The following is a 26,475-nucleotide window of genomic DNA, read 5'->3' as shown; positions in this document are numbered from 1 at the left end:
TTCCCCCGGCGCCGGCCCTCGCAAGTGCGGAGCGCGGCGGCGAGGCGGTTGAGGTGTATTGGCAATCCCTGCTTCGTGATGTTCCGCTTACCGAGTTGCGCGACGACACCTCCAATCGCGACGTGCTCGCCGCGACTGAGGAACTCAACAAGCTTGCCGATTTCCGCGGACCAAAGTCCGGTGGGCGGGTCACGCCCGGTTCGCTGTTGCGTGCCAACGCGCTTTATTTCGACCCGGCTGACCCGAACGGCCGCTCTGTCACGCCCCCGGGCGTCTTGGACGGCCCCTTGATCTCGCAATTCCTGCTTCGGGACGTGCCGTATGCCGCACAGTGGATGAGTGCTCAAATTCGCACCGCGTTGCCCGCCAGCGAATTCCTGACCGACTACGACGAGTGGCTTGCGATCCAGAACGGCGCCGCGCCAAAGCAGCAGCCGCAGTTCGACGCGACACCGCGATACATCACAACCGGAAGAGACCTCGCGGAGTATATCCACACTGGTCCTGCACTTGGTTGGGCGGCGGCACTGTTACTTGCCACCCCCGCTGGCGGGACGGACAAGCGCTACTCCGGGATGTTTCCCCCGGCAGAGGCCGTGTCCTACCCATCAAACCCGTATCGTAGATCAAAGACCCAAGGCCCTGCCGGTGCCACCTTCGGGTTGCCCCATGTGCAGGAACTACTCGCCACGGGGATCAGTAACGCCGTCCGCGCCGCCTATTGGCAGAAGTATTTTGTACATCGGGCTGTGCGACCGGAAGCCTATGGCGGTCTGGCGCATCAACGCCTCGCCAATGGCGCCAGCGACTACCCATTGCATGATAACTTTCTGAAATCGGAAGCGCTCGATCGCAGTAAAGCCAAATACGGCAACTACCTTTTGTCCCAAACCTATCCGGAGGCCGCGCCCCTTCACTCCACCTATCCCGGCGGTGCTACGAGCGTTGGTGCCGTCACGGCTACCATATTGAAGGCGTTTTTCGACGAGAGCCGCGTCATCTCCAACCCGGTACAGCCCGATCCGGCTGACCCGACGACGCTCATGTCCTATAGCGGCCCGCCGCTCACGGTTGGTGGAGAGTTGAACAAGCTCGCGGTGAATTTCGGCTTCGGACGCAATTGGGCTGGTATCCACTGGCGTTCCGACGCCGCTGCCTCAATGGCGCTCGGCGAGGAAGTGGCTATAGCCATGCTACGTGACGAACGCGCTACCCTCCGCGAGCCCTTCGACGGCTTCTCCTTCACGCGCTTCGACGGCAGCCGCGTGACAGTTTGACAGCAGCCGGGCGGCGCCCCTAGCGTGAGGCGTCGGCTTGCATTCGGCAAAGCAGCGGCAGGCTATGCGCGTCCGGATTGACGTTGGAGGACGGCAATAGTGCGACCGCGCCGACATCGGCTCGCGCTTTTGCTTCGAGGACGCTAAGGCGAAAGAAGCCTTCGCGCTCACCTGCGATAACTTGGGCATTTCCTGCCGAGACAGCTAGCCGATAAACGGAAGCCAGCAGACCTGGGTGCCGGCGGGCAGCGTCGGTTGCATTGCTTAGCCGCGAGTAGCCTGCTCTTTACGGCTGCGACTGCTGCTACTTTTACGAGCGTGTGGCCGATCCTCAGCTGAGGGACACTCCGCGCATTTCAGGAAGTCATTTTGGAGGCCATGACCCATGCCCAAGTTACTGGAAGATCTATTGTGGTGCTCGGCCTTGGCGACGTGGCTCATGCTTCTTGGCAGCTTCGTCAGCGTGGCGCTGCGGCCTCTTCTAAAGGCAATTCGGCAGCAACTCGAGGTGAGGCTGAAGTCGAAGGAAAAGCGAAGTTGAGCATAAGGGCTTCGACGAAATAGGAACGGAGTTGGCAGGCCCGGACGTCTCCAATTCCAACCATCCACCGTTATCAGAACGTGGCAGTCATCCTGCGGATCAGACGGCTCGTGGATCGAAATCTCGGTGCGCGGCGACGTAGTCGATCTCGCCGCGCGAGATACCGATATCGTGGAGCGCCATGTCGCTCAGGTCGGACAGCCTGGCCTGTAGCCGTCGGCGTTCGTGCCTTTCGCGAAGGGCGGCGCGGCAATTGGCGAGCAGGCTCAGCCCAAGTCGAACCGGCGCGAAGGTCTGTCTCGACGCGGACACATCGTAGGTTGTAGCCATCTGAAATCTCCCCGGTATATGCGTCCAACAAAGCAAGGATGTCAGGACGTCGCAGGATGCGCTTGATATCCGGCTTACATTTTCCTTACAGGCGGCTTATTCTTTCAGCCCTCAGCGGTGCTTGAGTACGTGAGGTGACCAGGGAGCGATAGCGTGCGCTATTTCTTCGAGGACTACGCTCTCGACACCGACCGATGCGAACTCCGCCGCGGGTCCAAAGTCGTCCCGACCGCACCGCAGGTTTTCGATCTGCTCGATTACCTGATCCGAAACAGGGAGCGTGTTGTCAGCAAGGACGACCTGGTGAGTGCCATCTGGAATGGACGCATCGTGTCCGACGTGGCGCTGACTACCCGTCTCAATGCGGCCCGAAGCGCGATCGGCGATTCCGGCGAGGAACAGCGCCTCATCAAGACATTGCCACGAAAGGGTTTTCGCTTCGTCGGTGTGGTCCACGAGGAGGACAGGCCGCCCGCCGTCGCGGTGACTTCCCCCGGCTACATGGATTCGTCCAAACCCACACTTGCGCTCCCCGACAAGTCCTCGATCGCCGTGTTGCCCTTCGAGAATATGAGCGGCGATCCCGAGCAGCAGTACTTCGCCGACGGCATGGTCGAAGAGATCACCACGGCCCTTACGCGGTTCAAATGGCTGTTCGTCATCGCCCGAAACTCGAGCTTCTCGTTCAAGGGCAAGGCGGTCGATATCAAGGAGGTCGGGCGAAGCCTTGGCGTGCGTTACGTTCTTGAGGGGTCCGTACGCAAATCATCGGGCAAGGTTCGCATCGCGGGGCAGTTGATCGATGCGGTGACGGGCGCCCACATCTGGGCCGACAGGTTCGAGCGCGACCTGACGGACGTGTTCGCTCTCCAGGACGAAGTCGCGGTTGCCGTCGTCTCGGCCATCGAGCCGAAATTGCTTCAAACGGAAATTGCGGTCGCAGCGCGGCGGCAGCCAGAGAACCTCACGGCCTACGATTGCTACCTTCAGGCCTTGCCGCAGTACTACGCGTCAACTCGCGAAGGGTTCGCCGAGGCGATAAGGCTCACTCATCGAGCCTTGGAGCTGGACGCGCGGTTCGGCGTCGTTGCGGCTTTGGCAAGCCTGTGCCACACCCTCAACATTACCATGGGCTACTCTGTCGATCCGCAATTCGATCGCAAGGAGGCGATTCGCCTTTTTTGTCTGGCGCTGAGTATCGACGACAGTGATCCCGTAACGTTGGCAAATGCTGCCACCGTGTCGGCCTTTATGGTTGGCGATTCCGAGAGCGAGATCGAGATGGCGGATCGCGCGGTCGAACTCAACCCGAATGCGTTTGCGGCGTGGCATGGCAGAGGCTGGGTGTATCGAATTGCGGGGCTGCATGAAGAAGCAATCAGGAGCTTCGAACGTGCTATTCGTCTAAGCCCGGTCGATCCGCTACTTCATCGGTCGCTCATCGGAATGGCAATGGCCTTGATCGAGCTCGGTCGCTTTGACGAGGCGATCATGGCAGCGAAGAAAGCTGTTCGTCAGAACCCCGCTCATGCGGCGTCATACCGGTGTCTGGCATGCGCGTTTGCCCATCTCGACCACAACGCGCAGGCGCGTGAGGCGGCGGCCGGTGTGCTCGAGCACGATCCTACCTTTACAATATCCACCTATATCGCCCGAGGTGGTCAGGCAAAGGCGAAGCGATTGATCGAGGGGCTTCGGAAAGCGGGGTTGCCCGACTGACCCTCAATGCCGATCAGGTATTCGGAGGACCGCCTTTGGCCCGAAGGCGAGGTGATGGCACGGCTCGCTGGAGTCGGCTCAGTGAAGCATAGAATATGATAGCCTCTGCTCGCCTGGAGTCTGTGCAGGAGGGAAAGCCCTCATGAGGCGGCGGACATTCGTCGCACTTCTCGGCGGCGGAGTGGCGGCATGGCCGTTCGCTGCGCACGCGCAGCAGAAGGCGATGCCGGTGATCGGCGTCCTCTACGCCGGGCCGCCCAGCGCGTCTTATGGACCCTTTATGGACGCGTTCCGCCAGGGACTGAGCGAAGCCGGCTACGTCGAGGGTCAGAATTTGGCGATCGAATACCGCTGGGGGGAGGACAATTACGATCGGTTGTCTGCATTGGCCGCCGATCTCGTCGGCCGCAAGGTCGATTTGATCATGGCGAGCAGCCCGCCATCGGCACGAGCCGCGAAAAGCGCCACCTCGACAATCCCGATCGTCTTCAGGGGCGGCGCCGACCCAGTCGCAGACGGGCTGGTCGCCAGCCTCGCCCATCCGGGCGGCAACCTCACGGGGGTCAGCTTCGTCCCCAACGAGCTGACGGCTAAGCGCCTTGAGCTGCTTTCCGAACTGGTTCCGCAGGCTGGGGTGATCGCCCTGCTGGTGAACCCGAACAATACGACTGCCGAGCGCACCACTCGAGACGTGCAGGAAGCAGCGCACACGAAGGGGTTGCGGCTCCATGTCCTGAAAGCCAGCAGCGAAAGCGAGATCGACACCGCCTTCGCCTCCCTAGTCCAACTGCATGCGGGCGCGCTCATCGTCGGCGCGGATCCGTTCTTGAGCACCCGGCGCGAGCGTCTCGTGGCGCTGGCATCGCGCCATGCCGTTCCGGCGATATATGCGTGGCGCGAGTTCGTCGCTATCGGCGGCCTGATCAGCTATGGATCGAGCCTCATAGCTGCCTTTCGTCTGGTGGGTGCTTACGCGGGAAAGATCCTCAAGGGCACCAAGCCTTCCGATCTGCCGGTCGAGCAGCCGACCAAATACGAACTGGTTATCAATCTCAAGACTGCAAAGGCGCTCGGACTTGAAATTCCGCCGAGCCTGCTTGCCCGCGCCGACGAGGCGATCGAATGACGATGCAGATTTGCTGCGCCGCATGAGTCCGGACGTGGCCCAAACTCTGAACATGCTGGTGCGCTGCTCCAATGTCGGGGTTCAGCGGTGAAACGGACAATGCTATGTCCGACAGCTTTGCCGTTCGTTGGGGCGACGCCGCGGCGCGGGTACGCGGGACCGCTCGCCTCTTGTGTATTGGGACCGCATTTCTGGCCTTTGGTTCTTCGTAAAATCCCGCGTGAACGCGGTAGCTTGGCGTGGTCCTCGTAGTCAAACGACACAGAAGCGGACATTTGCTAATGACGCTATAGGCCATAGCAAAGGCTGAGATAATTGGCTCTCCCGAGGAACCTCCTCGTCTCAAAGTAAGCGCCAAGCTAATCAGCCGCGAGAAAGACAGCCTGCTCGTAGTCGCCCGAGCCCATTTGTCCGGGCTCGAAGATCCCGTGCTTGGCTATCCAGTCAAACGACCTCTCAAAGGCCTCTTTGTCGTAGGGCTCGAAAACGATCCGTTCGCCCGGTCCCCAGCGCCGCGTGTCCATCATGGCGTGGAAATGTTCTGGAAACTCGCGTTTATAATAGTGCGTGTAGAGGTCGGGTCGCAAATCGATGTCGCGCTGCGCCCGCTTCAGGGCCCTGAAATATTTGCGGACGTCGTCCGGCTCCGGATCGCCATTGATCATCGCCGCGATCATAAAGGTGTTATCGATGATCTTGCGGAAGCCCAGCTGTTCGGCGAAATAATAGGGACCGCCGAACAGAGCTACCGCAGGCGATCGACCCGATAGAAACAGCTCGAGGCGGCGGAACAACATGCCTTCCTCGAACGACAGCTCGATCTGGTCGGCGGGCAGATATTGCTCCAGCGCCTGGAGCGTGGCGTAGTGGCTGCCCGACTGATAGCCGACCGAGATCGGAACCCCCGCAAGGTCAGCCGGCGTGGTGATCCTGGAATCGGAGGGGACGAAAATTCCCGCAGGCGCGACCGAATAAGCATCCGCATAGAGCTTGGTATGACCCCGCGAAGCGGCCACGTTGACTGTCCAGTGGCACGCGCACGTCACGTTGGCCTCGCGTCCCTTCTCGATGCTCTGGAAGGCGCCTGACTTGCCGGTTGTCTTGTGGTGTGCGCCGCCCGTTGAGCGAATGAGCTCCCGGAATTCGTAATCTAGGCCTTCGAGGTGAAAGTGGCCCCTTTCTTCCGCGACCCATTCCTGCAAGCGGAAGTGTGGTTCGATGATGAACTTGGCCATCGGTGTTCTCCTATCCGGCAGAGCCAATGTCAGGCTGGCGTAGGCAGGTTGGCGTAACCGGCTCCAACAGCCTGCGCGCTCGAAGCGAGGTTGACAGCACCCTAATGCCGGGCTCTGATGGCGGCTATGCCCGAACAGGAATGATGATCATGCCAAGTCGGGATGCCATCGATCTTCGCTTGCGGGATCTCAGAACGCTGAACGTTGTGCTGCGCGAGCGCAATTTGACGCGCGCGGCAGAATTGCTCGATACCAGCCAGCCGTCCATCAGCAAGAGCCTGTCAAGGCTTCGCAACCACTTCGGCGACCCGCTGGTCATCCGCGATGGCCAGGCGATGCAGCTCACGCCAAGGGCGATCGCGATGGCCGAACCACTGCGAAACCTGCTGGCTGCATCCGATGCTCTTTGCAAGACCGCACCCTCTTTCGATCCGCGTACAAGCCAGCGCGTCTTCAACCTTTTGGTCACCGATGTCGGCACAGTCGTCTTCCTGCCGCCGCTGCTCACGCGCTTGGCGAATGAAGGAAGCAGCCTCAGCCTGCGCGCGCTGCCGTTCGATTCCAGACACTTCGAAATGAAGCTCGAGTCGGGCGAAGCCGACCTAGCGCTTGGCGCCTTCCCTTCGGCGCCGCGCGGGCTCCGTCGGCAGCGGCTCTATTTCACCAGCTATGTAAGCGTGGCGCGGAGGGAGCACCCGAGACTGGCCAGGCTACGCACGGCTGCAGGATTTCGTACCGCAAACCACATCGTCGTCATGGCGTCAGATGTCGGGCACGCGGCGCATCGCGTGGTCCAGCACACGCTTGAATCCGAACTTGCACCGGAGCGCGTTCTGCTTCGTCTGTCGAGCTTCATTGCCGCTGCGGTGGTTGCGTCGCGAACCGATGGAGTTGCAACGGTGCCCGAGAATGTCGCAAGACACTTTGCCGAGCAGCTCGGTCTGGTGACGTTCCGGCCCTCTATTCCGCTGCCTCCCGTCGAGATCGCGCAATACTGGCACGAACGGTGTCATCGCGATCCGGGCCATCGATGGTTCCGGACAACATCGTTCGATCTGTTCGCAAAGTCGCGAAATGGGCGACTCTGATCGGAACTACACTATTCCATCATGTCCGCCAATCATGCGGTGGACGACTCCTCCACCATGGCACAGGGCATCGGCCCTGGCTTACGGAGCTGCTGGCGCGTCGACCGACCAAGGTTGCTGCGATCGCGCTCGCCAACAAGATCGCCCGCATGGCATGGGCCATGATGGCCAGGAGTGAGCGCTACAGGGAGCCGGCCGCCCTCGCGGCATAAAGGAAACGCGCCGGATATCCCGGTGTGACGTAACGGTTGGAAGGGCGACACTTAATGCAGCGCCGGTCGATCCGGCGATCAGGACAACCCACATTGGCCAAGGCATCTTCGAATGCGTGCTGTTGATCGGGACCTGATCCGTGGAGGGCATTATGGCCAGCGGTCATCTGTGTACCGCGTAAATAGGCCGAACACATGACTGCTCCGACCAACGGCCGGTCCAGACTTCGCGGCGTTGGGCCCAACACAGACTCATTCACCGCCGCAATGCCTCCTTATTCGATCAGCTCGTCGGCGCGAGCGAGTAGCGCAGGTGGCACAGTAATGCCAAGCGCCTTGGCGGTTTTCATATTGATGACCAGTTCGACCTTTGTGACTCGCTGCACTGGCAGGTTTTCCGGGTTTTCGCCGTTTAGCACCCGGCCAAGATAATCACCTAATTGTCGGTAAGCCTCGGGATAATCCGTTCCATAACTCGCCAATCCGCCGGCGGCAGCGAACGCCCGAATTGGATAGACCGTCGGTATGTTGAGTCGAGCTAATGTCGCAACAACCTTTTCAATGTTCTGAATCATCAATGCGTCAGCTGAAACTAATATTCCATCCAACCCTGCGCTTTTCATGTTTCCGAAAGCTCTCTCCAAATCATCCGAGCTCCTTGCGTCGAAGTACAGCAGCTTCACATTCAAGGCCTGCGCCACCGTTTCCAAATCCTTCGCGATGCGGTCAGCCCCAGATACGGATAGAAGATTTGCTGGACTGTAGAGGAGCCCAATTGACTTCGCTGTTGGCAACAGCTCGCAAAGCACCTGCAGTCGCTTGGCCGCCACCTCTGTGTTGAGAACCGAAATGCCGGTCACATTGCCGCCCGGTCGGTTCAAGCTTGCGACAAATCCGCTTTCGACGGGATCAAAGCCCGTAATGAAAATGATCGGAATAGATGTGGTCGCGGCCTTCGCGGAAACGATCGCCGGACCTGTAAATACAACGATCGCGTCTACACGACGCTGAACCAGATCGCCAGCGAGCGTGGTAAGTCGGTCATCGCGATTGTCTGCCCAACGGTATTCAAGCGCTAGATTTCGGCCCTCAACATAGCCCATTTCGGCCAGCCGGCGTTGTGCAGGACCAAAGCTTCTCCGCGCTCCTTCGAGCGATCCAAGCTCGAGCACGCCCACAGTTCGCGAGACCGGCCGTTGTGCCTTAACCGAAGGCGACCAGGCCGCCGCGCCTCCAAGTGCAATGAGGAACTCGCGCCGTCTCATCGGTTCACTCCCTCGGCACACGTCGGGCATCGTAGCCGTTCCGACCGATGGTCTGGAAGTAGTTAGATTGAGACAAGGCAATGTCGCTTGTGGGTCATCTGCGTCGTCCACTGTGATCGACGGCGGCCTGTCAATTTCCGCTATGCCCCAATAGCCACCAAATTCCGCATCGCCGCGAAATGACGCGATGGGGCCAATGGGAGACTTGCTCGACTATTCGATCACCTCGTTGGCCACCGCCAGCAGCTCTGGCGGAGCCTTAATCCCGAGCTGCTTGGCGGTCTTGAGATTGAGAACCAGCCAGAACTTGCTGGCCTGCTCGATTGGCAAGTCGCCAGGCTTCGCGCCACGGATGATTTTCGCGGCATAGGCCCCGGCGCGCCGAAAGCCGTCTATGGCATCACTTGAATAGGTTAAGAGCAAACCGGCTCGCGCCCAATCGGGATAAGGTCCAAACGTCGGCTTACCGGTCGTCAGAATACGTGGCGCGACGAAGGACATCTTGTAAGTCAGAACTGGATCGCCGGACAGGTAGAATGCTTCGACGCCATCGCTCAACGCCCTCGAAAGGATCCCTTCGAGATCGTCTACAGTGGGCTTGACCGCATAGCTGTCAAAGCCGATTCCCAATTGCTCCGTCACCTTGCGCAACGCCGCTTCTTCGGAGGTCTCTAGGCGCGCGAGTCCGTAATCCGCAACTCCGATCATGCCGAGCCGCCGGATATTCGGGACCAAGTGCCTGAAAAATCCAAGGCGCTTCGCTGTTAGGCTCTCCTCGCCCCCGACTGCGTTCATCACGTTACCGGTGGCCGTCCCGCCGGGCCTTGTGTAGCTCTCGGCAAGTCCTACCGCGATGGGATCAATGGCCATGGCGGTAAATACCAGTGGAGCGTCGGGTCGTAAGCTATGTACAGTGGCAACCGCGTGGGCAGCGGCTACAAAGACCCGTGGCTTCAACGCGTCCAGCTGCTGTGCGAGGCGGGGCAACTCTGAAAACTCTCCGCTCGCGAAGCGCGTCTCGAGAACAAAGTCGCGGTTTTCTACCAGCCCCTCATCCTTCAACCCGCCACGCACTGCCGCTAACCTTGGCCTTAACGCCTCTTCAGTGCCCGGGAACAGCACTGCCACCAGTGGCGGCTTCGGATCTCTTTGAGCCCACACCTGCACCGGCCACGCGATGGCCGCGCTTCCGGCGGCTCGCAAAAACGTGCGTCGTTTCATGTTATGCCCGGCACAGTTCGGTTCGACCTTGGCTATCAAAGCATGAGAACCATCAGCCTGCCAGCACCGTCTGACAGCGTCGGCACTGTCCGCTATGGGTCTTGGCCGTGTAAAAACGGCCTTGCACGGCCGTCAGTCTTGAAGCCAAAACTGGACCGGCTTCGGTGCGATCGTCACGAGGGCTTAAACGGGGGTCGGCGGTATGTGCCGTGGATTTGAGTCAAATCAATCGGGCTAGGCGGTTAGACCGACCGCCTTGGATGAGCACCGCATCATGTTATGTCGTGCCGGCTCGTTCGCTATCTGCCGTGAGATCGGTGTTGGATGTCGGCCGGACAGTGCGGACCTGACATTCTACCCTGCTTGCCATCTTGAAGTTCCAAAAGCTGATACCTAGTCTCGGTAGGGGCAGATCGTGCCGCCGGAAGGCGATAGTTGCATGACCGGTCAGTGGCAGTATCAGGTTAGATTCGATGTAAACGACTCCGCCGTGGCGGAATCGATACATCGAAAAGCGCCCGACATTGTGCTGGCGCAGCTATTCGAGATCTTAGCCACGCATCGCGCGCTTGCTAAGTGTCAGTTCGACGCCTTCGCGGAATATGTCGCCGCCGCAGAAGAGCACGGCGTCGAATGTTATCCGCTTTACGAGTGGACGAAGGCGACGATCGAGAACCCGTCGAAGAAGGAAAAATATCTGAAGTCCTTTACGGTCTACGTGGACGGTCGCGAGGTCTATGACAAGAAGATTGCCGACGCGATCGAGGCTGATCTTCAACTGCTCGCCAGTAGCGGGCTTATCGGGCGAATATCCAAATACGATACCAATCCCGCCAGTAATCCTCAGCCACCGGAGCGACCTCCTCGGCGGACGTAAGTTAGCCAAGTAAGAGCCCGCCACGGCGGCAGGATCTGCATTCGTCCACCCATAGCGTCATTTCGCTGCGCCGCAGGGCTTGGTCGCTAGGACGGCTCGCGAGTGATTTTACTCTTTCGGATCGGGCGTGATTGATCCGGTCGCTTCCTCAGGCAAGGCTTGATGTTAAGTCGTGGTTGTCGAGCCCCTAAGCTCTGGCCCTGCGCAATCACCGGCCCATAGCTTTGTGCCCCGGACCGCTCCAACGAATTTGCAACCCGTCGGCACTTTCGGCTTTACCTGAACCAGCACTTTGTTTCCGACTTTGGGCGGCGCAGTTTGAGCGAATACGGTGCCCGAAAAGCAGATAGCAACGAGAATGAACAGCGACCTCATCGAATCTCCGTTTAGCCACACGACACCCCCGATCCGCTTGGAGGCTCATTACAGGAAAATATCCGCAGAGCATTCGCGCTCTGCGGACCGCGCCGAGGTCCTCAAAACTAATTGCTTACCGAACGACCCAGCCCCGATTTTTTCAAACTTGCACCGAGCCGGTCGGGAGTGCGGGCCAAAAAATTGCGACACTCAATGGAAGAAAAGCGATGTTGCACCGAGAACACAGCGCCATGTTCGCGCCTTCAGCAGATGAGGATAAGCCGCGGGTCAGCGCTGGACGGCCGCGCCATTCACGAAATCACGCGATAATCCATCGCCCTTTGTGGATGTCGAACTTCACCAGATTTTCCTCTCGCATTTTCAACAAGAGGGATTGGCAAGCTTCCTCATTCGCGACTTGGCGCGCTTCATGACGAAGCCGACGGGCGCCGCCATGACCAGCGCTACATCTCGTCCTAGTCTAGAGCTTAGCAGCCAGCCGCCAACTGATGACGGTCTATTCTATCATCGGTTGGTTTGTTCTCCGGCTAATGTGCTTTCGATCACGTTCGCCCGGTACCTACGCTGATATCTAGATGGGTGTTGGTATCGCAAGCTCGGATGGAATCGAACCTATGCCCGCCAAGAACGGAACCCGCTTCCGGCACCTCGAGCCGGCGGAGAAAGACTCCACGAAAGCTAGCAGTGGCGGGCTTTGCATGCTCGTCACCAAGTCCGGATCAAAGCTCTGGCGCCATGGCTATCTCAAGCAAAAGCTCCTTGCAATCGGCCCTTACTCGCGAGGATGATGATGCCTGCTTGGGTCCAACCCTCGATCGATCACTTGGCGAAAAATTACCTGTTCTATGTCTGGGTGTTCTCGATGTTTGTGATCTGCGCCGGAATTGCGCGCTGGTATGGCAAGCGACAGTGGTACGAGCGGGAAAAGGTACGTCGCAAGGAACTTGGACTTCCGATTGCGTCGCTCCTCTCTGTCGGTGGATCGTCGGAGCAGTCTTTTACATATTCGAGCTTATTCCACGGCGGATTGCTGGGAGTCCGGCATGTGGTCGGCGTATTGGTCTACTCCCTCGTTGTATCGCTGGTCGCCACGCAAATTCCGACGGTCGGTGAAAGAATTTATGATCAGAAGGAAATCCTAAGCGTGGCCTATTCAGGCATGAGCGGCCCGCTAGTCATGCTCTCTCAGTCGATCGTATCTCCAATTGTTCGCCACTGGAGTCATAACAGGCTAGTGCGCGCAGGTTCCACTATCGTCGCTTGCGCATTTTGGCCCGCAGCATACCCGGTTTTGTCGTCTCTTGTTGGCGACGAACTGTACGCAATGACTGCGGTTCTAATCTTAGCAATGGTCGTTCTGTCATGGGGCCGAAGTTACACCCTCGGAATGTCAGACGGACTCAAAGCAGCAGACCCGGAACAGACCTACCCACTCGTAAGCTTGGAGGTCGTTCAGGGTACAAGCTTAGATCAGGCCTGGCTATACGAGAGAACCGACTCCGACTACCGCCTAGTTACGAGGAGCGGTTCGAATCACATTATTCCGGCTGCAAATGTTAAGGAAATAAAGGCCTCTGATGGCTCCCTGGCAGGCCACGCCCTCATGCACTCAGGTTGGTCCTCGCGCGTGTGCGCGCGCGAGGGCAGATCGACCCGTTCGCATCATGCTCTCTTCGGAAGGCTGCTCGGACCGACATAAATCTAGCCTGGCGCGCCCCGGGTCCGAGTGCTTGCACCGATGCGGAGTGCCGTCCGAGAGACTTGTCTGGCCAGACACAAGCATCCCGCTGAATATTTGAGCTCTGAAAGCACGTTCCGGTGCTCGGCGCTGTGCTTTCGTGAGGGGCGTCCTGTCATATGTTTGATCGGACTGCTATTTGACCGATGTATCAGCGAATTAGGAATCTGAGGGTCAGATTGATCGTCCAGATCTGCGCCAGCGTCGCGGCCGCTTGTGTGTAGGGCGTGCCTCATAAATCTTCCCATAACGAAGGCACAGGTCGAGGTGATTACGTGAGTTGAGCACCACTGCCAATGATCGCTGGCTGACAGCGGGCGGTTTGTCGCGCCGCACGCTTTTTTTCAGCAGAGTGGGGATCTTGAGGGAGATGGTCTCAAGGTTGCTCCACCTGTTGTTCCCATCCGCGCAGGGTATCTTCTAACTGGGCGATGTATCCAGCATCGAGGCCAGGAATGCCCTGGCCGGTTTCCTTCGTTTTCTGAAGCGCGTGACGCATCTCCTTGAGGTTGATCTTGCCCGCGCACGCCAGCCCGACATAAGCCCCGAACATGTCGTGCCATGCATTGGCGTAGGTCGGCGCCAGAGTGGTGGCAATGCGGAAGTTGTCGATTGCCCTCTCGAATTCTCCTCGTCCGTAGTACACGTCGCCGAGCCCATTGATAGCGCTCGCCACGTTGTCTATGGTCTTCTTGTCGGCGGGGATAACATCCTTAACTAGCTCGAAAACTTCACTAGCGCGGTCGAGATACAGACCTGCCTCGAGCTTGTTGTCGGTTTCGCTAAATATTTGAGCCATCGCCTTGTAGAAATAGCCCAGCAGTACCTTGACGTTGGCATCCGAGGGTGCCTCGTTCAGCAGCACTGAAACCAAGACCAATCCTTCCCGCACTTCATCCGCTGCTCGCTCCAGCTTATGCTCCCGAATTAGCTCGACCGCGCGCGCCTCAATGCGCGCGGCTTGGCGCTTGATGAGCTCGCCGGCGACTTCTCGCATTTCTTGCTGCGCAATTGCGCGTGTCTGGTCGTTCGCCTTGACATAGCGCGCCACCGTTACTGCCAGCTTCTCCATGTCATCAGGCTTTAGGCTGACGCCGCCAGCAAGCACCTCCTCAATCCTCGTCACCCCGCCGAGCAAGTCCTCAAGCGCTCGCGTGTTACCGAGGGCAATCAACATCAGCTTCTCCACGTCCTGACTGATCTCCCGCTGTCCGCGGACGACCGGATCCAGGGCGGCGAGCAGGTTAGTACGGAACAGCTCCTGTAGGTGTTCGTCCCGCTCAAATAGCGACGCTGCCTCGGTTGCAAGCTGTTTTGACGCGGTCACATCCTGTCCCCCAAACCGCTGCTTTAAGCGGTCGAGCACAGGCGTAAGAGCTCCTTTCACGATCGGCCAAGCGCCCGGCAAGAGCGCAGACCCCGCGACATCTAATGACGACTCGGCAGCACCGATCACCACCCTTTGAAAGAGGGGCGCCACACTCATGGTCATCTCCATTATTCTCTCGGCGCGATCACGGGCGCCATCAGCCAACACCTAGCAGAACCGTTGTCTCGTTTATTTTATATCAATGAAGAGAAGCCACAGCATGTGAAGCAGCTCACTTTCTTGAGGAGGTGCAAGACAGAAGCAGTTGCCAGTAACCCATCGGTCCATCTAGAGGAGGCCTAGCTGTACGGTTGGAGGTAATGGATGCGAGACAAATGCAGCGAGATCATCCGATACCTTCAGGCCGCCGCTGCTTTCGCGGATGAGATCGAGGACGCACGCCGGATTTCTGATGTACTAGCGTTGAACCTTATGATTAGATTCGGGAGCTGCGCCGAATGAATGTTGCCGCGGCAACGCCCGCTGACCTCCCTGGTCGAGCTGCCGATGAAGTTCGAGTTGCCGCCGACTTTGGTTGGTGACCCGAATGCGGGCCGGGCTGGTCGCTGAACATTCCTCGTGTTACCCGAAGCACGAAATGCGTGCCGCGCTACTTGGACGCCGCGCCGAACGTCGCGGATCGCGACCCCTTCATCCTGTCCGGCGTCGAGGACCTGGTCCCGCTGGGTGTCGGGCGTGACGAACGGGGCTGCTCCGTCGCGCGCTATCGGCCGCGAACCGAGGGCCTGTTCGCTGAGATCTTGCACTACGCCGACGCATCCGCAGGAAGCGACCACTGGCGTGTTCGCAGCAAGCAGGGTCACCGTGCTGAATCCGCCGGCGTCCGGGATGACGACACGCGAGACGCCGGCGTTCGACAGGTTCGCGCGAATGCCGACATTCGGTGGGGTCAAGGCGATGACACTCACGCCCACTCGAGATGGCAAGGCACACGCCGAGCAATGCACGCATTTCAAAGCCCCCGATTGACGCCATACACTCTCACAACTGCGCTTAATGGCAACTGCCGAGCGTTGTATGGCTCACCGGATTTTCCACAATTTGCTCGGCCCGCAAATGCGCCAGTTATCTTTTGGCCCCGTGGAGCCTCAAGTGCATCGTTTGCGATTTGTCTATGAGCGACGAGGCGACGTGATAAAATCACGGTAACAAGTGGGAGAATGCCATGTCCGATGATGATATGAAAGCTGAGCTCGAACGCCTCCGCAGAGAGAACGTGACTCTCAAGAAAGGAGCATCCGAAGGCGTCCGCATGAAAGTAAGTGAAAAGGGCGGCCTCTCCGTTTACGGAATGGGGCGCTTTCCAGTGACGCTATATAAAGAGCAATGGTTGAAGCTTCTGAGCATGTCCGATGAGATTCGTGCGTTTATTGCCGAAAATGAAGCGCGACTGAAGGCGAAGGATTGACCGCTGACCCGTACCAGCGAAGGCAGGGCCAGGGCGATGGCCCGAGGGGTGCATATGGGCAGGCCACCGACCTTGACGCCACATCAGCAACGCGAGGCTCTGGCACGGCGCGAGGCCGGGGCGCCCTAAGCGATATCGCCGGGACGTTCGGGGTCAGCCATACCACTATCGGAAGGTTGCGGACCGGCGATTAGCATTAGTGGCCCTTTGTCCTCTAAGCCAGCGCTCGCTCGTGATTTCATCACGAAACAGAACACCCGTTAGGCCGAACAGGGATGCGCCCGCAAAAATGACAAGCACGCTCTGAAGCATCTTAAAAGATCCTCCATGCCCAAACACTCGCTACAAGTATGGTGACGGCGCAGGCGTTAATGAAGAGTTAGTCCACAACAAATGGATGTGAGCGTTTCCGGAACAAGCGTGAGCCTCGCAGAGGCGTGCCGTCACTTCGCTGATGCGCCATCACACTTCGCTGATGCGCCATCAGTGACATTCGAAAATGAAAAGACCGCCAAATAGTGCGGCCTTAGTTGAGGCGCTGACGGATGTTCTTGATGATCTCACGCAGGCCCTTCGCGTACTCCTCGATGATCCGCAGGGCTTCCTCTGAGGGCAAAGGCTTGGGCCTTGGCTTATCCTGATCTGGTTCGTCCGGCTTGTTCATCGCTCTATAGTTCGCCGGCAACCAGTTGCCGACGCAGATCGGGCTCCGGGAGCTGTGTCGGGCCAAAGATCGGATTCCCATATCATTTCGGTCTTCTGGAAACACGTTCCGGTGCTCGGCGCTGTGCTTTTTCTGTGGCACTGTGTCACATCCTTGATCGGTCTGTACTTTGGCCGATGCTTCAGCGAATTGGAAATCTGAGGGCCGAAATCCGGCAGACCTCAACCTTCTAAAGGTTGGGGCCGCCTGAGCATTGCGTGTGCATATGAAGAGGCTAGCGCGATTGCGACTTGCTGGGGGAGCGCGAGGGGAGCAAACGTCATGGACAGGGGCAGCCGTTTGGGAAATCTCGGACTCTCGACGCCAATTATCGACGAACGGAGTGGGCGCGCAATTGGTCGGAGGTACGAGTCGAAAAGGCAGCTCTTGGCGCAAACCGCACGTTTGGCCGGCCCGGGACTGGACATGCACGCGCCGGGCGGACTCCGGGTCGATGGCGAACACGAAACGCGCGAGCACAGCACAGTTGATGGCTTCAGTGAAAAACGATAGCGCGGAAGCGGCCATTCAGAGCTTCGATTGCAACCGGTCGGCAACCCGGCTGGCGATCTCCGCCGGCGCCTCATCGGGGATCGGGAAGACTGAACTCACGTTGATCTCGCCGAGCACGTAACTGTCAGTCCCGTCAGTGCTGGGCGGGCCGAGCATGAAGTCCGCATCCCAGATGATCGGAAGATCGCGCCTCGGGATATCCAGTAAGGAGGTCAGCTGCGGCGTCCACTCGTCTTCCATCAACCGGCGCAGGCGCTGGAAGCGCGGGTCGGCATTGGAGGTGTAGAGCCGCGGTCCGGCTTCGGCGCGCGCTGCCGGTGACGCGACCAAGGCCTTGACCTTGTGGTGGCCAAAGCCGGCGCAACGATCGCCTGCCATGTAACAGCGCATCACACCTTCGCTCAGGCGCGCCTGGAACGGCTGATCGATCACGTTGCCGTCTTCGAAATACTCGATGCACCGATCGAGAAACTCGTCCAGTGCTATGCCCTCAGATGTGTCCTTTGTAGCGTCAAGCACGCTCACCATCGGCCCGGCCAGCGCCTCGACTTTCCACACACCCTGACCGCCATTGCCGCGATTCCGCTTGATAACGCGCGGCCCGGCGCCGAGCCGTGGCGGCAATTCCGCACGCATCGCCTCGGCCGTTTGATAGAGGGCCGTGTCGCAGCCCCAGCTCATCGTCTTTCAATTACCCACAAATTCTCCTCCGATCATGGCGCCGAGCGCGATGTCGGTGAGGCGTGACAGTCCGCGCCACATGACGGTATTGCCCGGGGGCGGATCGCTGGCACGGGCGAGATACCCGCCGAGCCGGGCGATCTTGATCAGATAGTGCGAAAGCGTTTTCTGTCTTGCTTTTGGTTGGTTGTTGACGAGGCGATCGAGCAGACCGATTTCAGTCGCAGTCAACGCGAGGGTTGGCGGCGCGTCTGGGGCCGAGCGGTTGAGCATCGTCATCCAGAAGACCCGCCAACTCAGGATGCAAAAGAGCGAGATCAGATTGGTCAGACGCTGAGCGCTCCTGAGCTTCGACTCCTCAGCTTTGCAGCCCGATTTGAGAATCTTGTGGAACACCTCGATCTTCCATCTCAAAGCATACCATTCGAGCCTCTCAATGGCGTCGGTGCGAGAACCAACGGGCAGGTCGGTGATCAGCTTCCAATCGATCTTCTTTCTGTTTTTCGGCGTCCCGCACTCTTCGGCATGGATCACCGTCAGGCTCAGAGCGGGATAGCGATTCTGCTTTCCGATCGGCGGCAGGACGCGAATCTTGCGATACCTGATCTCAAGAACGGCCTGGTCGGGATCGCCGTTGCTGTCTCTGACCTCGATGCGATGGAGCCCTTTGACGGCGACCTCGTCCATTTCGTCGGCGATCGTGTGATCCCCGTCTCCAGCCAAGCGGTCGACGCAGGTCCTGATCAGGAAATGGGTTCCGATCTCCTGTGCTGCGCAGAAAAGCTCGTAGATGTCACTCTCGCGATCACCGATATGGATGCATCGTCCCGGACGATCCACGAGTCGCGTAGACTGCTTGAGATTTTCCAACCACCGGACGCTTTCCTTTTTCTCGATGGGAATCCGGGTCGGATTAATCTTCTTTTTAAGCGCCGCCGTCCCCTTGAATTTCTTCCGGGTCCAGAACTTAACGGCCGCCAACCCCAGCGGCACACCCTCGATTGTAACCGCGAGGCTCGAATGCATCAGGATGCCGCAAACCGTGTGCGATCTGAGGCGACCCGCCTTGTCCCGGCCACTGTTTATGCTCTTGGTGATACCGATCGCTTCTGACTTCTCGCGCTGATAGCTAAACTCGGTTGCGTCGTGCAGCACAAGAACGAGACCTTCAGCGGCGGCAGCACGATCACGTGTCGACTGGAAATGGCCGGCCAGAATGTCCGCTTCGCTGACCCGGTCATTGGAGAAGAAGCGGTAGGCTGCCTTGGTATTCGCCCAATCCTGGCAGACGAGCGGAATGCTTTGTCCCATGGCGCTTCCAATCTGCGTGAGCAGTTTGCGGAATCTGTCGCCGAGCCGCGCGTCCCTAAACTCGCATCCACTACTCTCTCGATCAATCCAACATTCGCCTTCCAAGGATCGCAAACAGCCTTTTGCCGATCGACCCCTTAATGTCAGCCCCATAGAGCACCCCCTCGCGAATCAGGTGCTCAGCGAGGAACCACAAGTGATTCTTTCGACTCAAGATTTCGCCGATCAGCGGATCAGCCCGAGTGGTCAAAGTTATGGGTAATTGAAAGCGTCACCGGATGCGTACAACAAAGTCCCCACTAGGTCAGACTCGGCCATTCGCATTTGTTAGATCGATGTCCCAGTTTCCAGCATAGCGGACATCACCGGAATATCTGCCCGGCCAGCTCTGTCGCGATTGATCCAGAGCGGACGAGGATTGTTGGCTGATATCTGCTTTTGACCCGATGGCGGACAACGCCATTTCGAGATTGCGTTTTCCTCCGCGCAACGGTCGCTCTCAGTAACTCAGCTTCGGATACCAGTCCTTGCCGCGTCCGTCTGGCGTCAGATCCAGAATCGACCACAAAGAGGCGACGTCAGGAGCCAGACGCGGGTCTTCGCCCGGATCGGCCATATCTGCCGTCATCTCCGCGGCCCAGAACAGCCGCACTTTATCCCCGTCGCGCTTGAACACAGTGATCGCCGGCCATTCCGAGCCGTCGCCTTTCAGCGACCCGATATCCTTGGCGTAGTCGTCGCCGATGGTTTGTACGAAATCCAGATTGCGCCAGCCGCGCTCCTGCGCGAATGCAAGTTGTCGCGGCACCGGCGAGCGGCCGAGCACCTTCAACGCGACGCGCTGCTTGATGTCGGCCGCGTTGCCATTCACCGCGCCGAGCCAGTTAGTACACATCGGACACGGTCGCTCGCGTTGCGGCCCGAACATCCAGAAGTAGGTCACCAGCGCGTTGTGTCTGCCGAACAGGTCCATGAGCCCCGACTCGGAGCCGTTGGCGTCCTTGAAGCGATAGTCCTTCTCGATGACAGGACCGGGGGGAAGCGAACGGCGCTGTTCGGAGAGCCGCGTCATGTGGCGGCGGAATTCGATTTCCTCGGCCACCAGCGCCTCGCGCGCCGTGCGGTACTCCGGGCTTTCGCCGGCGAATGGAGTTCTGGCGAGCTTCGCTAGGGTTGCGGCCGGCTTCAGTGTGTGAGCGTCCATCATGCGCCTCCGACGACATCGTTCGTTACGATAACTCCGGCCTCGCACGACCGTTTCACGTCGGAACCTCCGGCATTACGCCCTCAAAGCCACTGTTTACGTGATGCGGCTCTGCATCCGAGTGCATCGAGCGCTGGCTCAATTCTAAGGAATTACAGCCATCGGAATAGGCGGCCTCTTTCATATGACGCCAACGGGCGATCATATGACGCCAACGGGCGATGTCGCCTTGTGTGCCCATCGCGACACTAATTTCCCATTGACGAAATCACCTGCTGGGGGGTTCTCCCTATAGATAGGCCAAAGGAACTCAACGTCTCATGTGCTGTTTACTACTCATCACCGGCCGAGGCTCTGCCCGTAGGCGTCCGGTGGCTGAGAGACCAAGCGCGCTCCCGCCTGCACAACAGGGAGCGCGGCCTTGCCCGACAACCCAACATTTTTCACGCCCACAGCTCGGCCTTCGAGATTGCGGAGCAAAACGCCCGCATGCGCGAGCCGGTGGCGAGTGCTGTGGAAGCGCTTAAGGCCCCTATGCTCGACACCTTTCTCGGTCGTAAGACCCACGAGCCATTCCCGCAGGAGGATGATAGGGCTCCTGAAATGCTCAGTTGGTGACCGTGGCACTAATTTGCCAAGGCGCTGATGACTATCAAATTGCTCTGTGCCGTCTCCATGATGCTCTAAGACGGCCTCTGTTGATGTCGCCTCTTGGGCCCATCGCGACACTTCGGTACGGGGCCGAATTTGGTCGCGACCGAGGCACAACGGACGTCGATTAACGCACCCTCCAGCTGTAACCTCGGCGGCGGCCGCCACCTTTAAGTCGAGCAGTTTGAAATTGGGTGGGTCGGGGCTTACGCGCAGGGGCCCAGTGGGCGTTATGGGACCCGCAGATTTCTCCGCTTCCCATTGACGAAATCATATGCTCGCCTGGAGCAGGCTGCCGGACCGGAGTTCTCCGAGAGAATGCCGAACGACCACGGTCGCCCCTTGGATGGCCAGCAAGGCCATAATGACGGCGACGATCAAGTCGGGCCATCCCGTCCCGGTGCCGAATACACCGGCCGCAGCGAGCAGTACGGCGAGATTGCCCAGCACATCGTTGCGAGTGCAGATCCAAGCGGAGCGCATGTTCGCATCGCCGTGCCGGTGCGCCCAGAGCAGCCCGAAAGACGCAACGTTCGCCAGCAGCGCCGTCACGCCTACAGCTCCCATCGTGAGGGCATTAGGCAGCGTGCCGGCCCAAACGTGCCAAATAACGGTACCGATTACCCATAGTCCGAACACACCCATGGTCGCGCCCTTCACGAGCGCAGCGGAGGCGCGGTATCGAAGTGCCATCCCAACGACGAGCAGGCTGATGCCATAGTTCGCGGCATCGCCAAGGAAATCCAAGGCGTCTGCCTGAAGGGAGGCCGATCCCGCTGCAACGCCTGCAGCAACCTCAACCGCGAACATGGCGGCGTTTATGGCCAGGACCGCCCAGAGCGCCCGCCGGCGTGCAGCGGTCTGTTTTGGAGGCCCCAAGTTCAGAGGCGGAGGGGAACAGCAGCAATCGGCCATGTACGACATGTAAGCGCCAAGCCGGTGGAGCCACAAGGCATCAATCAGCCGCCGCCGAAGCCCATGCCGCCCTTTTGGCATTGACGAAATCACCTGCTGGGGGTTCTCCCTATAGATAGGCCAAAGGAACCACGGACTTGGTTCGCGCCGGCGTGAACCTCCGAGTCTGACCCGAAGGCGACTTCGATTCCTCGGATCGTGGTTTACGAGAGGCACTAATCGCGCTCTCCATCGAACCTCTTCAATCTAGTTGAGACAGACGCGTATCCAGCGTGATCGAGCTTTTTTGCTAGCCTTAGACGTTTCCCAGTGCGCGTAGCCAAACTTTCCTTGGCGCGCGGACTACCAAAGGACGCCGCTACGAATGTCAGCAGGAGTGCCATAGTGGAAAGTGGCACGAAAAGTGCCGCCGCTCTCGAACGACCTCTAACGACAGCTAGCTAGCAATTGCCCGAGCCTTGCGCGAATATCACGTAGCACCGAAGCACCTGCCGAGCCCTTGGTTCTGTTCTTGGCTCGGTCCACGCAGTTTAGCGAAGCAGGAGGTTCGCGATGCCCACGATCACCACCAAAGACGGTACCGAAATATTTTACAAAGATTGGGGTTCGGGACAGCCCATCGTCTTCAGCCATGGGTGGCCGCTGTCGGCTGACGACTGGGATGCGCAGATGCTGTTCTTCCTCAACCGCGGCTTTCGCGTCATTGCCCATGACCGCCGTGGCCATGGGCGCTCGAGCCAGGGTGGTACCGGACACGACATGGACCACTATGCTGACGATCTCGCGGCGGTCACCGCGCATCTCGACCTGAAGAACGCCGTCCATGTCGGCCATTCCACTGGCGGCGGCGAGGTCGTGCACTACATCGCTCGTCATGGCGAAAGCCGCGTGGCCAAGGCCGCGATCCTTTCCGCCGTGCCCCCCTTGATGGTACAGACGCCTGGCAATCCGGGCGGGCTGCCGAAGTCCGTGTTTGACGATTTGCAGCGCCAGTTGGCTGCCAACCGGTCGCAGTTCTACTTCGACCTCGCTTCGGGGCCCTTCTACGGTTTCAATCGGCCTGACAGGAAACCATCGCAGGCCGTGATCCTGAACTGGTGGCGTCAGGGCATGATGGGTGGCGCGAAAGCGCACTACGACGGCGTTGTCGCGTTTTCGCAAACCGACTTCACTGAGGACCTAAAGAAGATCAACGTGCCGATGCTGGTGATGCATGGCGACGACGACCAGATCGTGCCCTATGCTGATTCCGCGCCGCTGTCGGCAAAGCTTCTGAAGAACGGCACGCTGAGGACCTACAAGGGGTTTCCGCACGGCATGCCGACAACAGAGGCCGAGACCATCAACTCCGACCTCTTGGCGTTCATCAAGGGTTAGCACATCGCAAGCCGTCGGCCGCGCGCGAGCGCGGCCGACGGCAGGCCATGCCCATCGATCACATTGCAAACAGCAAGCGCGTGGCCGCATCCCTGGCGTCTGGACCCTTTGCGGACATCCATAAGGAGAGACCCATGGCGTCCCTCAATCAGCATATCATGTCGCGACGCGGATTCTGTCTGTGCTGCATGGCGGCGACCACAATGGCGGCATCCGGCGGCTGGCTCTCGCCGCGACAGGCTTTCGCGGAAGCCGGCAACATCGTGGACCTGATCCGTGACGACGCCGCCAAAGCGCCCATTAAGGTCCACAAGCTGAGCGACAATGTCAGCATCCTCGAGGGGTCTGGCGGCAATATTGCCGTCATGACAGGCGCCGACGGCAAGGTTTTCATTGATGCCGGGATCACCGCATCCCGTCCGCGCATCCTGGAGGCTGCCAATGGGTTGAGCCGCGATCCGGTTACCCACCTCATCAACACGCACTGGCACTTCGATCATACGGACGGCAATCAGTGGCTGAATGCGGAAGGGGCAGCCATCATCGCCCATGAGAACACCCACAAGCATCTGCTGGTCGCCCAGAGAGTCGAGGACTGGGATTTCGACTTCCCGTCTTCTCCGCTGCCGGCCGTTCCGACCGAAACCTTTTCGTCTGAGAAAACCCTGAAGCTCAACCAGTCCACGCTTCTCCTTAGATATTACGGTCCTGCGCACACCGACAGCGACTTATCGGTGACGATTTCCGAGGCGGACATTTTTCATTGCGGCGATACCTATTGGAACGGCATCTATCCGTTCATCGACTATTCAACCGGCGGAAACATCGACGGGATGATCAAGGCCGCCGAGGCGAACGTCGCCGCAGTAACCGACAAGACGATCGTCATCCCCGGCCATGGCAACCCGGTCAGCAACAAGGCCGAACTTTCGGCCTATCGCGACATGCTTGTCGCGATCCGCGACAATGTCGGCAAGCTCAAGCAGCGGGGCCGCTCGCTCGATGACACGATTGCCGCCAAACCGACCGCGGCGTTCGATGCGAAGTGGGGCCAGTTCCTCATCACCCCGTCGTTCTTCACCCGGCTGGTTTACGAGGGCGTCTGACAGTTCTCTCGTATTATTGTCACCACCCTTTCTTCCGTGATGAGCATTGATATGTCCGCCTACGAGAAGCCGCTTCACATCGATATTCCGGTGAAGCTCAAGGACGTGAAGACAGTATATAGCATCGGCGCGTTGACGTTCGAAGGTGATCTGCCGGCCTCCATTTTCCACCTTCAGCTCATTGCAAACGACATGGCCGACTCGAACGCCGAGTCGGAGGTCATTGCCACCTTCACACGAATGCCGGCCATGTGATGCTGCATGATAGCGACTACAATGCTAATCGTAACATCGCCACCGGCAATCCCTAGAAGGATCTTGTGGTAGACTTGATGAAGCGCTGGGTACGCGTCGAATTTATGCGGGGCCACCGCAAAAGCTCATCACTGGGGCAACACCGACTTGCTCCCCGGCATCAGAATCAACACCGATGCCGAGGACACGAATTCTTGCCGATATCGATGCCGATAACGGCGATCTTGCTGTTGAGTGTCTGACATGATGCCCCTTTGTCTTCGGTGCCTTGCTGCCAGTTTGGCTCGCTGGCAGGGCTCGGACGATCCCATTCTCGGCCTCCTTCATCATCCCAACAAGATGTCTGCTAAGGGATCATTGATTAGGCGTTGCGCCGCCGGCGCGCTCAGTTCAGGCGTCCAGTGAATTCCACGATCCCGCGCGTGAATTCCATGGTTTCGCGCGTCCGGGTGAACTGTAGGTTTGGCGACAGCCGCTGAGCCTGGGGTAAGTGCAATGCTGCTGATCGCGAAAATTGCAAATGCGAGAAGAGCGGGGTGAGATTTGTCAATGATCATTTCGCTTCTCCCTATCAGTGGCTTGATCGAATGTGGGATCGACCTCATTTCGAGTATCGTGCACTGAACTCTGATCCCGAATCGTTTCAGCCCGTCTTCGCCGAAATAGGAAAATGGCTTCGTGCTTATTCCGTCGGAACCGCAGTCGGTTCACCAGGGTACGTAAGCGAGGGGCCCAATTGGGGCAGTCCGAAACGTTCTCCGTCGGCCCGTGCCGGACCTAATCGGGCGAATTTGGTCGCGACCGGGCATAGCGGACGTCGATGAATGCACCCTCCTCCTGCTACCTCGGCGGCGGCCGCCCCTTTAAGTCCAGCAGTTTGAAACCGGCTCGGCCGGGTCGGGCAAAATAGGGTCCGGCGCTGAGGGAGAGGCCCATTTTCCCATTGACGCAAGCACCTGGCTCCTAGGAGGAGCCCGGGCTCTATCTCACGGCCAAAAATGGAACAACCGCACTCCCGATTGGGATTTTCGGCGCCCAAGTGACGCGGATCACAGCTGCGTACCAAGGGACTGGCGTAAAAGACTGGCGTGCTCAACCCGCAACTACGCGAGCCTGACATGAAGCCTGAGCGGATCAAATGGAAACGGACGAAGGGCAGGCAACAGTTGTTGCTCGATAAAATTTATGATGCTGTTACCGAAGAATTTACCCGCGACGCGATGGCGTCGCTTGCCACCGTACTCGCGCATCTCTGCATCGTCACCAATGTCGCAAAGCCGGAGGCCCTTGAGGCTTTCGGGAACGTCTATGACGAAGCTCGCGACGTGGTTTCGGGCAGCTGTGTCAATGCCTCTCTGTTAAACTTGACGAGCTCGGAATGCCGTCGTGGTGCTCTTCCTCGGTGATCAGGATCACCGGCGTTGCCTTCGGACGGATTGGCCCGATCACTGCGTTCGGCTCGGTGGTCAAGAAGCACAGACAAGCTGCGGCCTCGCGATTTCGTCTTCCATACGTCCCTCATGCTTTTTTTTCGGAGGCGAGCGCGAAATTCCGGGTTTGCGGCGAGGAGCCTGGCGCGATCTCTTATCTCGGCTTCAAAGCTTCGCGCGTCTTCGCCGAATACCTCGTCGAGGAAACCGATATCGCGTGCTGCCCGCGCTCCGATTGGTTGACAAGCTTGCGTCAGCTTCAGAGCCCGCGCTTGCCCCACTCTCTTTGGCAGCAAGTATGTCCAATATTCCGATCCATAAAGCTCGCCCATACCTCTGTAATGCGGGTTGAGGACGACTCCCGAGGCCGAATAGATGCGATCCGCCGCTAGCGCCAGCATAGCGCCACCAGCACCAGCATTGCCGCGCAATCCGGCGATGACGAGATGGGACATGGTATTGAGAATCTCGAGGACCAGATCGTCGATCGCGTTTATGTTGCGCCAGGATTCCTTGGCCGGGTC

Annotated in this window: 22 protein-coding genes and 2 pseudogenes; 11 read left to right on the top strand and 13 right to left on the bottom strand. The window is 58.9% G+C overall.

The genetic code is table 11. The features are described from left to right. Window positions 1-53 precede the first annotated feature (53 nt). Window positions 54-1,277: a vanadium-dependent haloperoxidase gene (locus YUU_RS53495; RefSeq protein WP_245288256.1), complete on the top strand. Its 1,224-nt coding sequence runs from the start codon at window positions 54-56 to the stop codon at window positions 1,275-1,277. A 640-nt stretch (window positions 1,278-1,917) separates the two neighbouring features. Here the strand turns inward: YUU_RS53495 and YUU_RS0140640 are convergent. Further along, window positions 1,918-2,148 (bottom strand): DUF1127 domain-containing protein, encoded by a 231-nt coding sequence (locus YUU_RS0140640; RefSeq protein WP_027527398.1) that lies wholly within the window; start codon window positions 2,146-2,148, stop codon window positions 1,918-1,920. Between the two features lie 153 nt (window positions 2,149-2,301). On the opposite strand from YUU_RS0140640, the gene YUU_RS0140635 reads away from it, so the two are divergent. Then, the gene (locus tag YUU_RS0140635) at window positions 2,302-3,867 is read left to right on the top strand and encodes a tetratricopeptide repeat protein (protein ID WP_027527397.1); all 1,566 of its coding nucleotides are present in this window, start codon (window positions 2,302-2,304) and stop codon (window positions 3,865-3,867) included. A gap of 223 nt (window positions 3,868-4,090) precedes the next feature. After that, window positions 4,091-4,993: an ABC transporter substrate-binding protein gene (locus YUU_RS0140630; RefSeq protein WP_245288255.1), complete on the top strand. Its 903-nt coding sequence runs from the start codon at window positions 4,091-4,093 to the stop codon at window positions 4,991-4,993. Between the two features lie 359 nt (window positions 4,994-5,352). Here the strand turns inward: YUU_RS0140630 and YUU_RS0140625 are convergent, their stop codons facing one another. After that, on the bottom strand, window positions 5,353-6,228 hold the full coding sequence (locus YUU_RS0140625) for an ABC transporter substrate-binding protein (RefSeq protein WP_027527395.1): 876 nt from the start codon (window positions 6,226-6,228) through the stop codon (window positions 5,353-5,355). Between the two features lie 149 nt (window positions 6,229-6,377). Between YUU_RS0140625 and YUU_RS0140620 the strand changes: the two genes are divergently transcribed. After that, window positions 6,378-7,316, top strand: coding sequence for a LysR family transcriptional regulator (locus YUU_RS0140620; RefSeq protein ID WP_198031923.1), 939 nt, complete (start codon window positions 6,378-6,380; stop codon window positions 7,314-7,316). Window positions 7,317-7,803: 487 nt separating this feature from the next. Here the strand turns inward: YUU_RS0140620 and YUU_RS0140615 are convergent, their stop codons facing one another. After that, window positions 7,804-8,793, bottom strand: a complete 990-nt coding sequence (locus YUU_RS0140615; RefSeq protein ID WP_027527393.1) for an ABC transporter substrate-binding protein — start codon at window positions 8,791-8,793, stop codon at window positions 7,804-7,806. A gap of 213 nt (window positions 8,794-9,006) precedes the next feature. Beyond that, the gene (locus YUU_RS0140610) at window positions 9,007-10,014 is read right to left on the bottom strand and encodes an ABC transporter substrate-binding protein (protein WP_027527392.1); all 1,008 of its coding nucleotides are present in this window, start codon (window positions 10,012-10,014) and stop codon (window positions 9,007-9,009) included. 439 nt (window positions 10,015-10,453) lie between these two features. Here YUU_RS0140610 and YUU_RS0140605 point away from each other — a divergent pair, with 439 nt between their 5' ends. Together YUU_RS0140605 and YUU_RS0140595 are read left to right on the top strand one after the other, a co-directional pair. After that, window positions 10,454-10,891, top strand: a complete 438-nt coding sequence (locus YUU_RS0140605; protein WP_027527391.1) for a hypothetical protein — start codon at window positions 10,454-10,456, stop codon at window positions 10,889-10,891. Between the two features lie 1,201 nt (window positions 10,892-12,092). Then, window positions 12,093-12,968 carry a hypothetical protein gene (locus tag YUU_RS0140595; RefSeq protein ID WP_156944798.1) on the top strand — a complete coding sequence of 292 codons (876 nt, stop codon included), beginning with the start codon at window positions 12,093-12,095 and terminating at the stop codon, window positions 12,966-12,968. Between the two features lie 415 nt (window positions 12,969-13,383). Here the strand turns inward: YUU_RS0140595 and YUU_RS0140590 are convergent, their stop codons facing one another. After that, on the bottom strand, window positions 13,384-14,493 hold the full coding sequence (locus YUU_RS0140590) for a tetratricopeptide repeat protein (RefSeq protein ID WP_156944797.1): 1,110 nt from the start codon (window positions 14,491-14,493) through the stop codon (window positions 13,384-13,386). Window positions 14,494-14,978: 485 nt separating this feature from the next. Here YUU_RS0140590 and YUU_RS62980 point away from each other — a divergent pair, with 485 nt between their 5' ends. Continuing rightward, window positions 14,979-15,515 (top strand): SpvB/TcaC N-terminal domain-containing protein, encoded by a 537-nt coding sequence (locus YUU_RS62980; RefSeq protein ID WP_371260564.1) that lies wholly within the window; start codon window positions 14,979-14,981, stop codon window positions 15,513-15,515. Window positions 15,516-15,562: 47 nt separating this feature from the next. Further along, entirely contained in the window at window positions 15,563-15,805 is a 243-nt protein-coding gene (locus YUU_RS0140580) for a hypothetical protein (RefSeq protein ID WP_027527387.1), read from the top strand. A gap of 526 nt (window positions 15,806-16,331) precedes the next feature. Here YUU_RS0140580 and YUU_RS60590 read toward each other — a convergent pair. The 5 genes from YUU_RS60590 to YUU_RS0140550 all read right to left on the bottom strand — a co-directional run bounded on the left by YUU_RS60590 (window position 16,332) and on the right by YUU_RS0140550 (window position 21,783). Then, window positions 16,332-16,469, bottom strand: coding sequence for a hypothetical protein (locus YUU_RS60590; protein ID WP_198031922.1), 138 nt, complete (start codon window positions 16,467-16,469; stop codon window positions 16,332-16,334). Between the two features lie 567 nt (window positions 16,470-17,036). Next, window positions 17,037-17,702: a Cj0069 family protein gene (locus YUU_RS53485; protein WP_051390160.1), complete on the bottom strand. Its 666-nt coding sequence runs from the start codon at window positions 17,700-17,702 to the stop codon at window positions 17,037-17,039. A 6-nt stretch (window positions 17,703-17,708) separates the two neighbouring features. Further along, window positions 17,709-19,166 (bottom strand): IS4 family transposase, encoded by a 1,458-nt coding sequence (locus YUU_RS0140565; RefSeq protein WP_027527386.1) that lies wholly within the window; start codon window positions 19,164-19,166, stop codon window positions 17,709-17,711. A gap of 346 nt (window positions 19,167-19,512) precedes the next feature. Further along, window positions 19,513-20,217, bottom strand: a complete 705-nt coding sequence (locus YUU_RS0140560) for a DUF899 family protein (protein WP_027527385.1) — start codon at window positions 20,215-20,217, stop codon at window positions 19,513-19,515. 921 nt (window positions 20,218-21,138) lie between these two features. Beyond that, window positions 21,139-21,783, bottom strand: a complete 645-nt coding sequence (locus YUU_RS0140550; RefSeq protein WP_027527384.1) for a cation transporter — start codon at window positions 21,781-21,783, stop codon at window positions 21,139-21,141. A gap of 552 nt (window positions 21,784-22,335) precedes the next feature. Between YUU_RS0140550 and YUU_RS0140545 the strand changes: the two genes are divergently transcribed. The 3 genes from YUU_RS0140545 (at window position 22,336) to YUU_RS62975 (ending at window position 24,521) form a co-directional block, all read left to right on the top strand. Then, a complete protein-coding gene (locus YUU_RS0140545; protein ID WP_027527383.1) occupies window positions 22,336-23,160 on the top strand; it encodes an alpha/beta fold hydrolase in 825 nt (274 codons plus the stop codon). A 188-nt stretch (window positions 23,161-23,348) separates the two neighbouring features. Then, complete coding sequence (locus YUU_RS0140540) at window positions 23,349-24,266, top strand: MBL fold metallo-hydrolase (RefSeq protein WP_035664705.1); 918 nt, start codon at window positions 23,349-23,351, stop codon at window positions 24,264-24,266. A gap of 51 nt (window positions 24,267-24,317) precedes the next feature. Further along, window positions 24,318-24,521 (top strand): hypothetical protein, encoded by a 204-nt coding sequence (locus YUU_RS62975; RefSeq protein ID WP_371260563.1) that lies wholly within the window; start codon window positions 24,318-24,320, stop codon window positions 24,519-24,521. A 326-nt stretch (window positions 24,522-24,847) separates the two neighbouring features. Here YUU_RS62975 and YUU_RS59455 read toward each other — a convergent pair whose 3' ends face one another. The 3 genes and pseudogenes from YUU_RS59455 to YUU_RS57450 all read right to left on the bottom strand — a co-directional run. After that, a complete protein-coding gene (locus YUU_RS59455) occupies window positions 24,848-25,078 on the bottom strand; it encodes a hypothetical protein (protein WP_156944795.1) in 231 nt (76 codons plus the stop codon). 835 nt (window positions 25,079-25,913) lie between these two features. Then, window positions 25,914-25,994: pseudogene (locus tag YUU_RS61760) on the bottom strand (SOS response-associated peptidase); the annotation flags it as partial. A 70-nt stretch (window positions 25,995-26,064) separates the two neighbouring features. Next, window positions 26,065-26,406, bottom strand: a pseudogene (locus tag YUU_RS57450) (enoyl-CoA hydratase/isomerase family protein); the annotation flags it as partial. Between the last annotated feature and the right edge of the window lie 69 nt (window positions 26,407-26,475).

The sequence above is a fragment of the Bradyrhizobium sp. Ec3.3 genome (genome assembly GCF_000472925.1).
GTDB lineage: Bacteria > Pseudomonadota > Alphaproteobacteria > Rhizobiales > Xanthobacteraceae > Bradyrhizobium.
Note: the sequence above shows the minus strand (reverse complement) of the source record. Positions and strands in the feature narration are given on the sequence as shown.

Coding starts and splice junctions, on each gene's coding strand:
- YUU_RS0140560 (WP_027527385.1), bottom strand. CDS start 20,217: ATGGACGCTCACACACTGAAGCCGGCCGCAACCCTAGCGAAGCTCGCC.
- YUU_RS0140540 (WP_035664705.1), top strand. CDS start 23,349: ATGGCGGCGACCACAATGGCGGCATCCGGCGGCTGGCTCTCGCCGCGA.
- YUU_RS0140605 (WP_027527391.1), top strand. CDS start 10,454: ATGACCGGTCAGTGGCAGTATCAGGTTAGATTCGATGTAAACGACTCC.
- YUU_RS59455 (WP_156944795.1), bottom strand. CDS start 25,078: ATGATCATTGACAAATCTCACCCCGCTCTTCTCGCATTTGCAATTTTC.
- YUU_RS0140545 (WP_027527383.1), top strand. CDS start 22,336: ATGCCCACGATCACCACCAAAGACGGTACCGAAATATTTTACAAAGAT.
- YUU_RS0140630 (WP_245288255.1), top strand. CDS start 4,091: ATGCCGGTGATCGGCGTCCTCTACGCCGGGCCGCCCAGCGCGTCTTAT.
- YUU_RS0140590 (WP_156944797.1), bottom strand. CDS start 14,493: ATGAGTGTGGCGCCCCTCTTTCAAAGGGTGGTGATCGGTGCTGCCGAG.
- YUU_RS60590 (WP_198031922.1), bottom strand. CDS start 16,469: ATGAACAAGCCGGACGAACCAGATCAGGATAAGCCAAGGCCCAAGCCT.
- YUU_RS53485 (WP_051390160.1), bottom strand. CDS start 17,702: ATGAGCTGGGGCTGCGACACGGCCCTCTATCAAACGGCCGAGGCGATG.
- YUU_RS0140615 (WP_027527393.1), bottom strand. CDS start 8,793: ATGAGACGGCGCGAGTTCCTCATTGCACTTGGAGGCGCGGCGGCCTGG.
- YUU_RS0140565 (WP_027527386.1), bottom strand. CDS start 19,166: ATGGGGCTGACATTAAGGGGTCGATCGGCAAAAGGCTGTTTGCGATCC.
- YUU_RS0140625 (WP_027527395.1), bottom strand. CDS start 6,228: ATGGCCAAGTTCATCATCGAACCACACTTCCGCTTGCAGGAATGGGTC.
- YUU_RS62975 (WP_371260563.1), top strand. CDS start 24,318: ATGTCCGCCTACGAGAAGCCGCTTCACATCGATATTCCGGTGAAGCTC.
- YUU_RS0140620 (WP_198031923.1), top strand. CDS start 6,378: ATGCCAAGTCGGGATGCCATCGATCTTCGCTTGCGGGATCTCAGAACG.
- YUU_RS0140640 (WP_027527398.1), bottom strand. CDS start 2,148: ATGGCTACAACCTACGATGTGTCCGCGTCGAGACAGACCTTCGCGCCG.
- YUU_RS0140580 (WP_027527387.1), top strand. CDS start 15,563: ATGTCCGATGATGATATGAAAGCTGAGCTCGAACGCCTCCGCAGAGAG.
- YUU_RS0140610 (WP_027527392.1), bottom strand. CDS start 10,014: ATGAAACGACGCACGTTTTTGCGAGCCGCCGGAAGCGCGGCCATCGCG.
- YUU_RS0140550 (WP_027527384.1), bottom strand. CDS start 21,783: ATGGCCGATTGCTGCTGTTCCCCTCCGCCTCTGAACTTGGGGCCTCCA.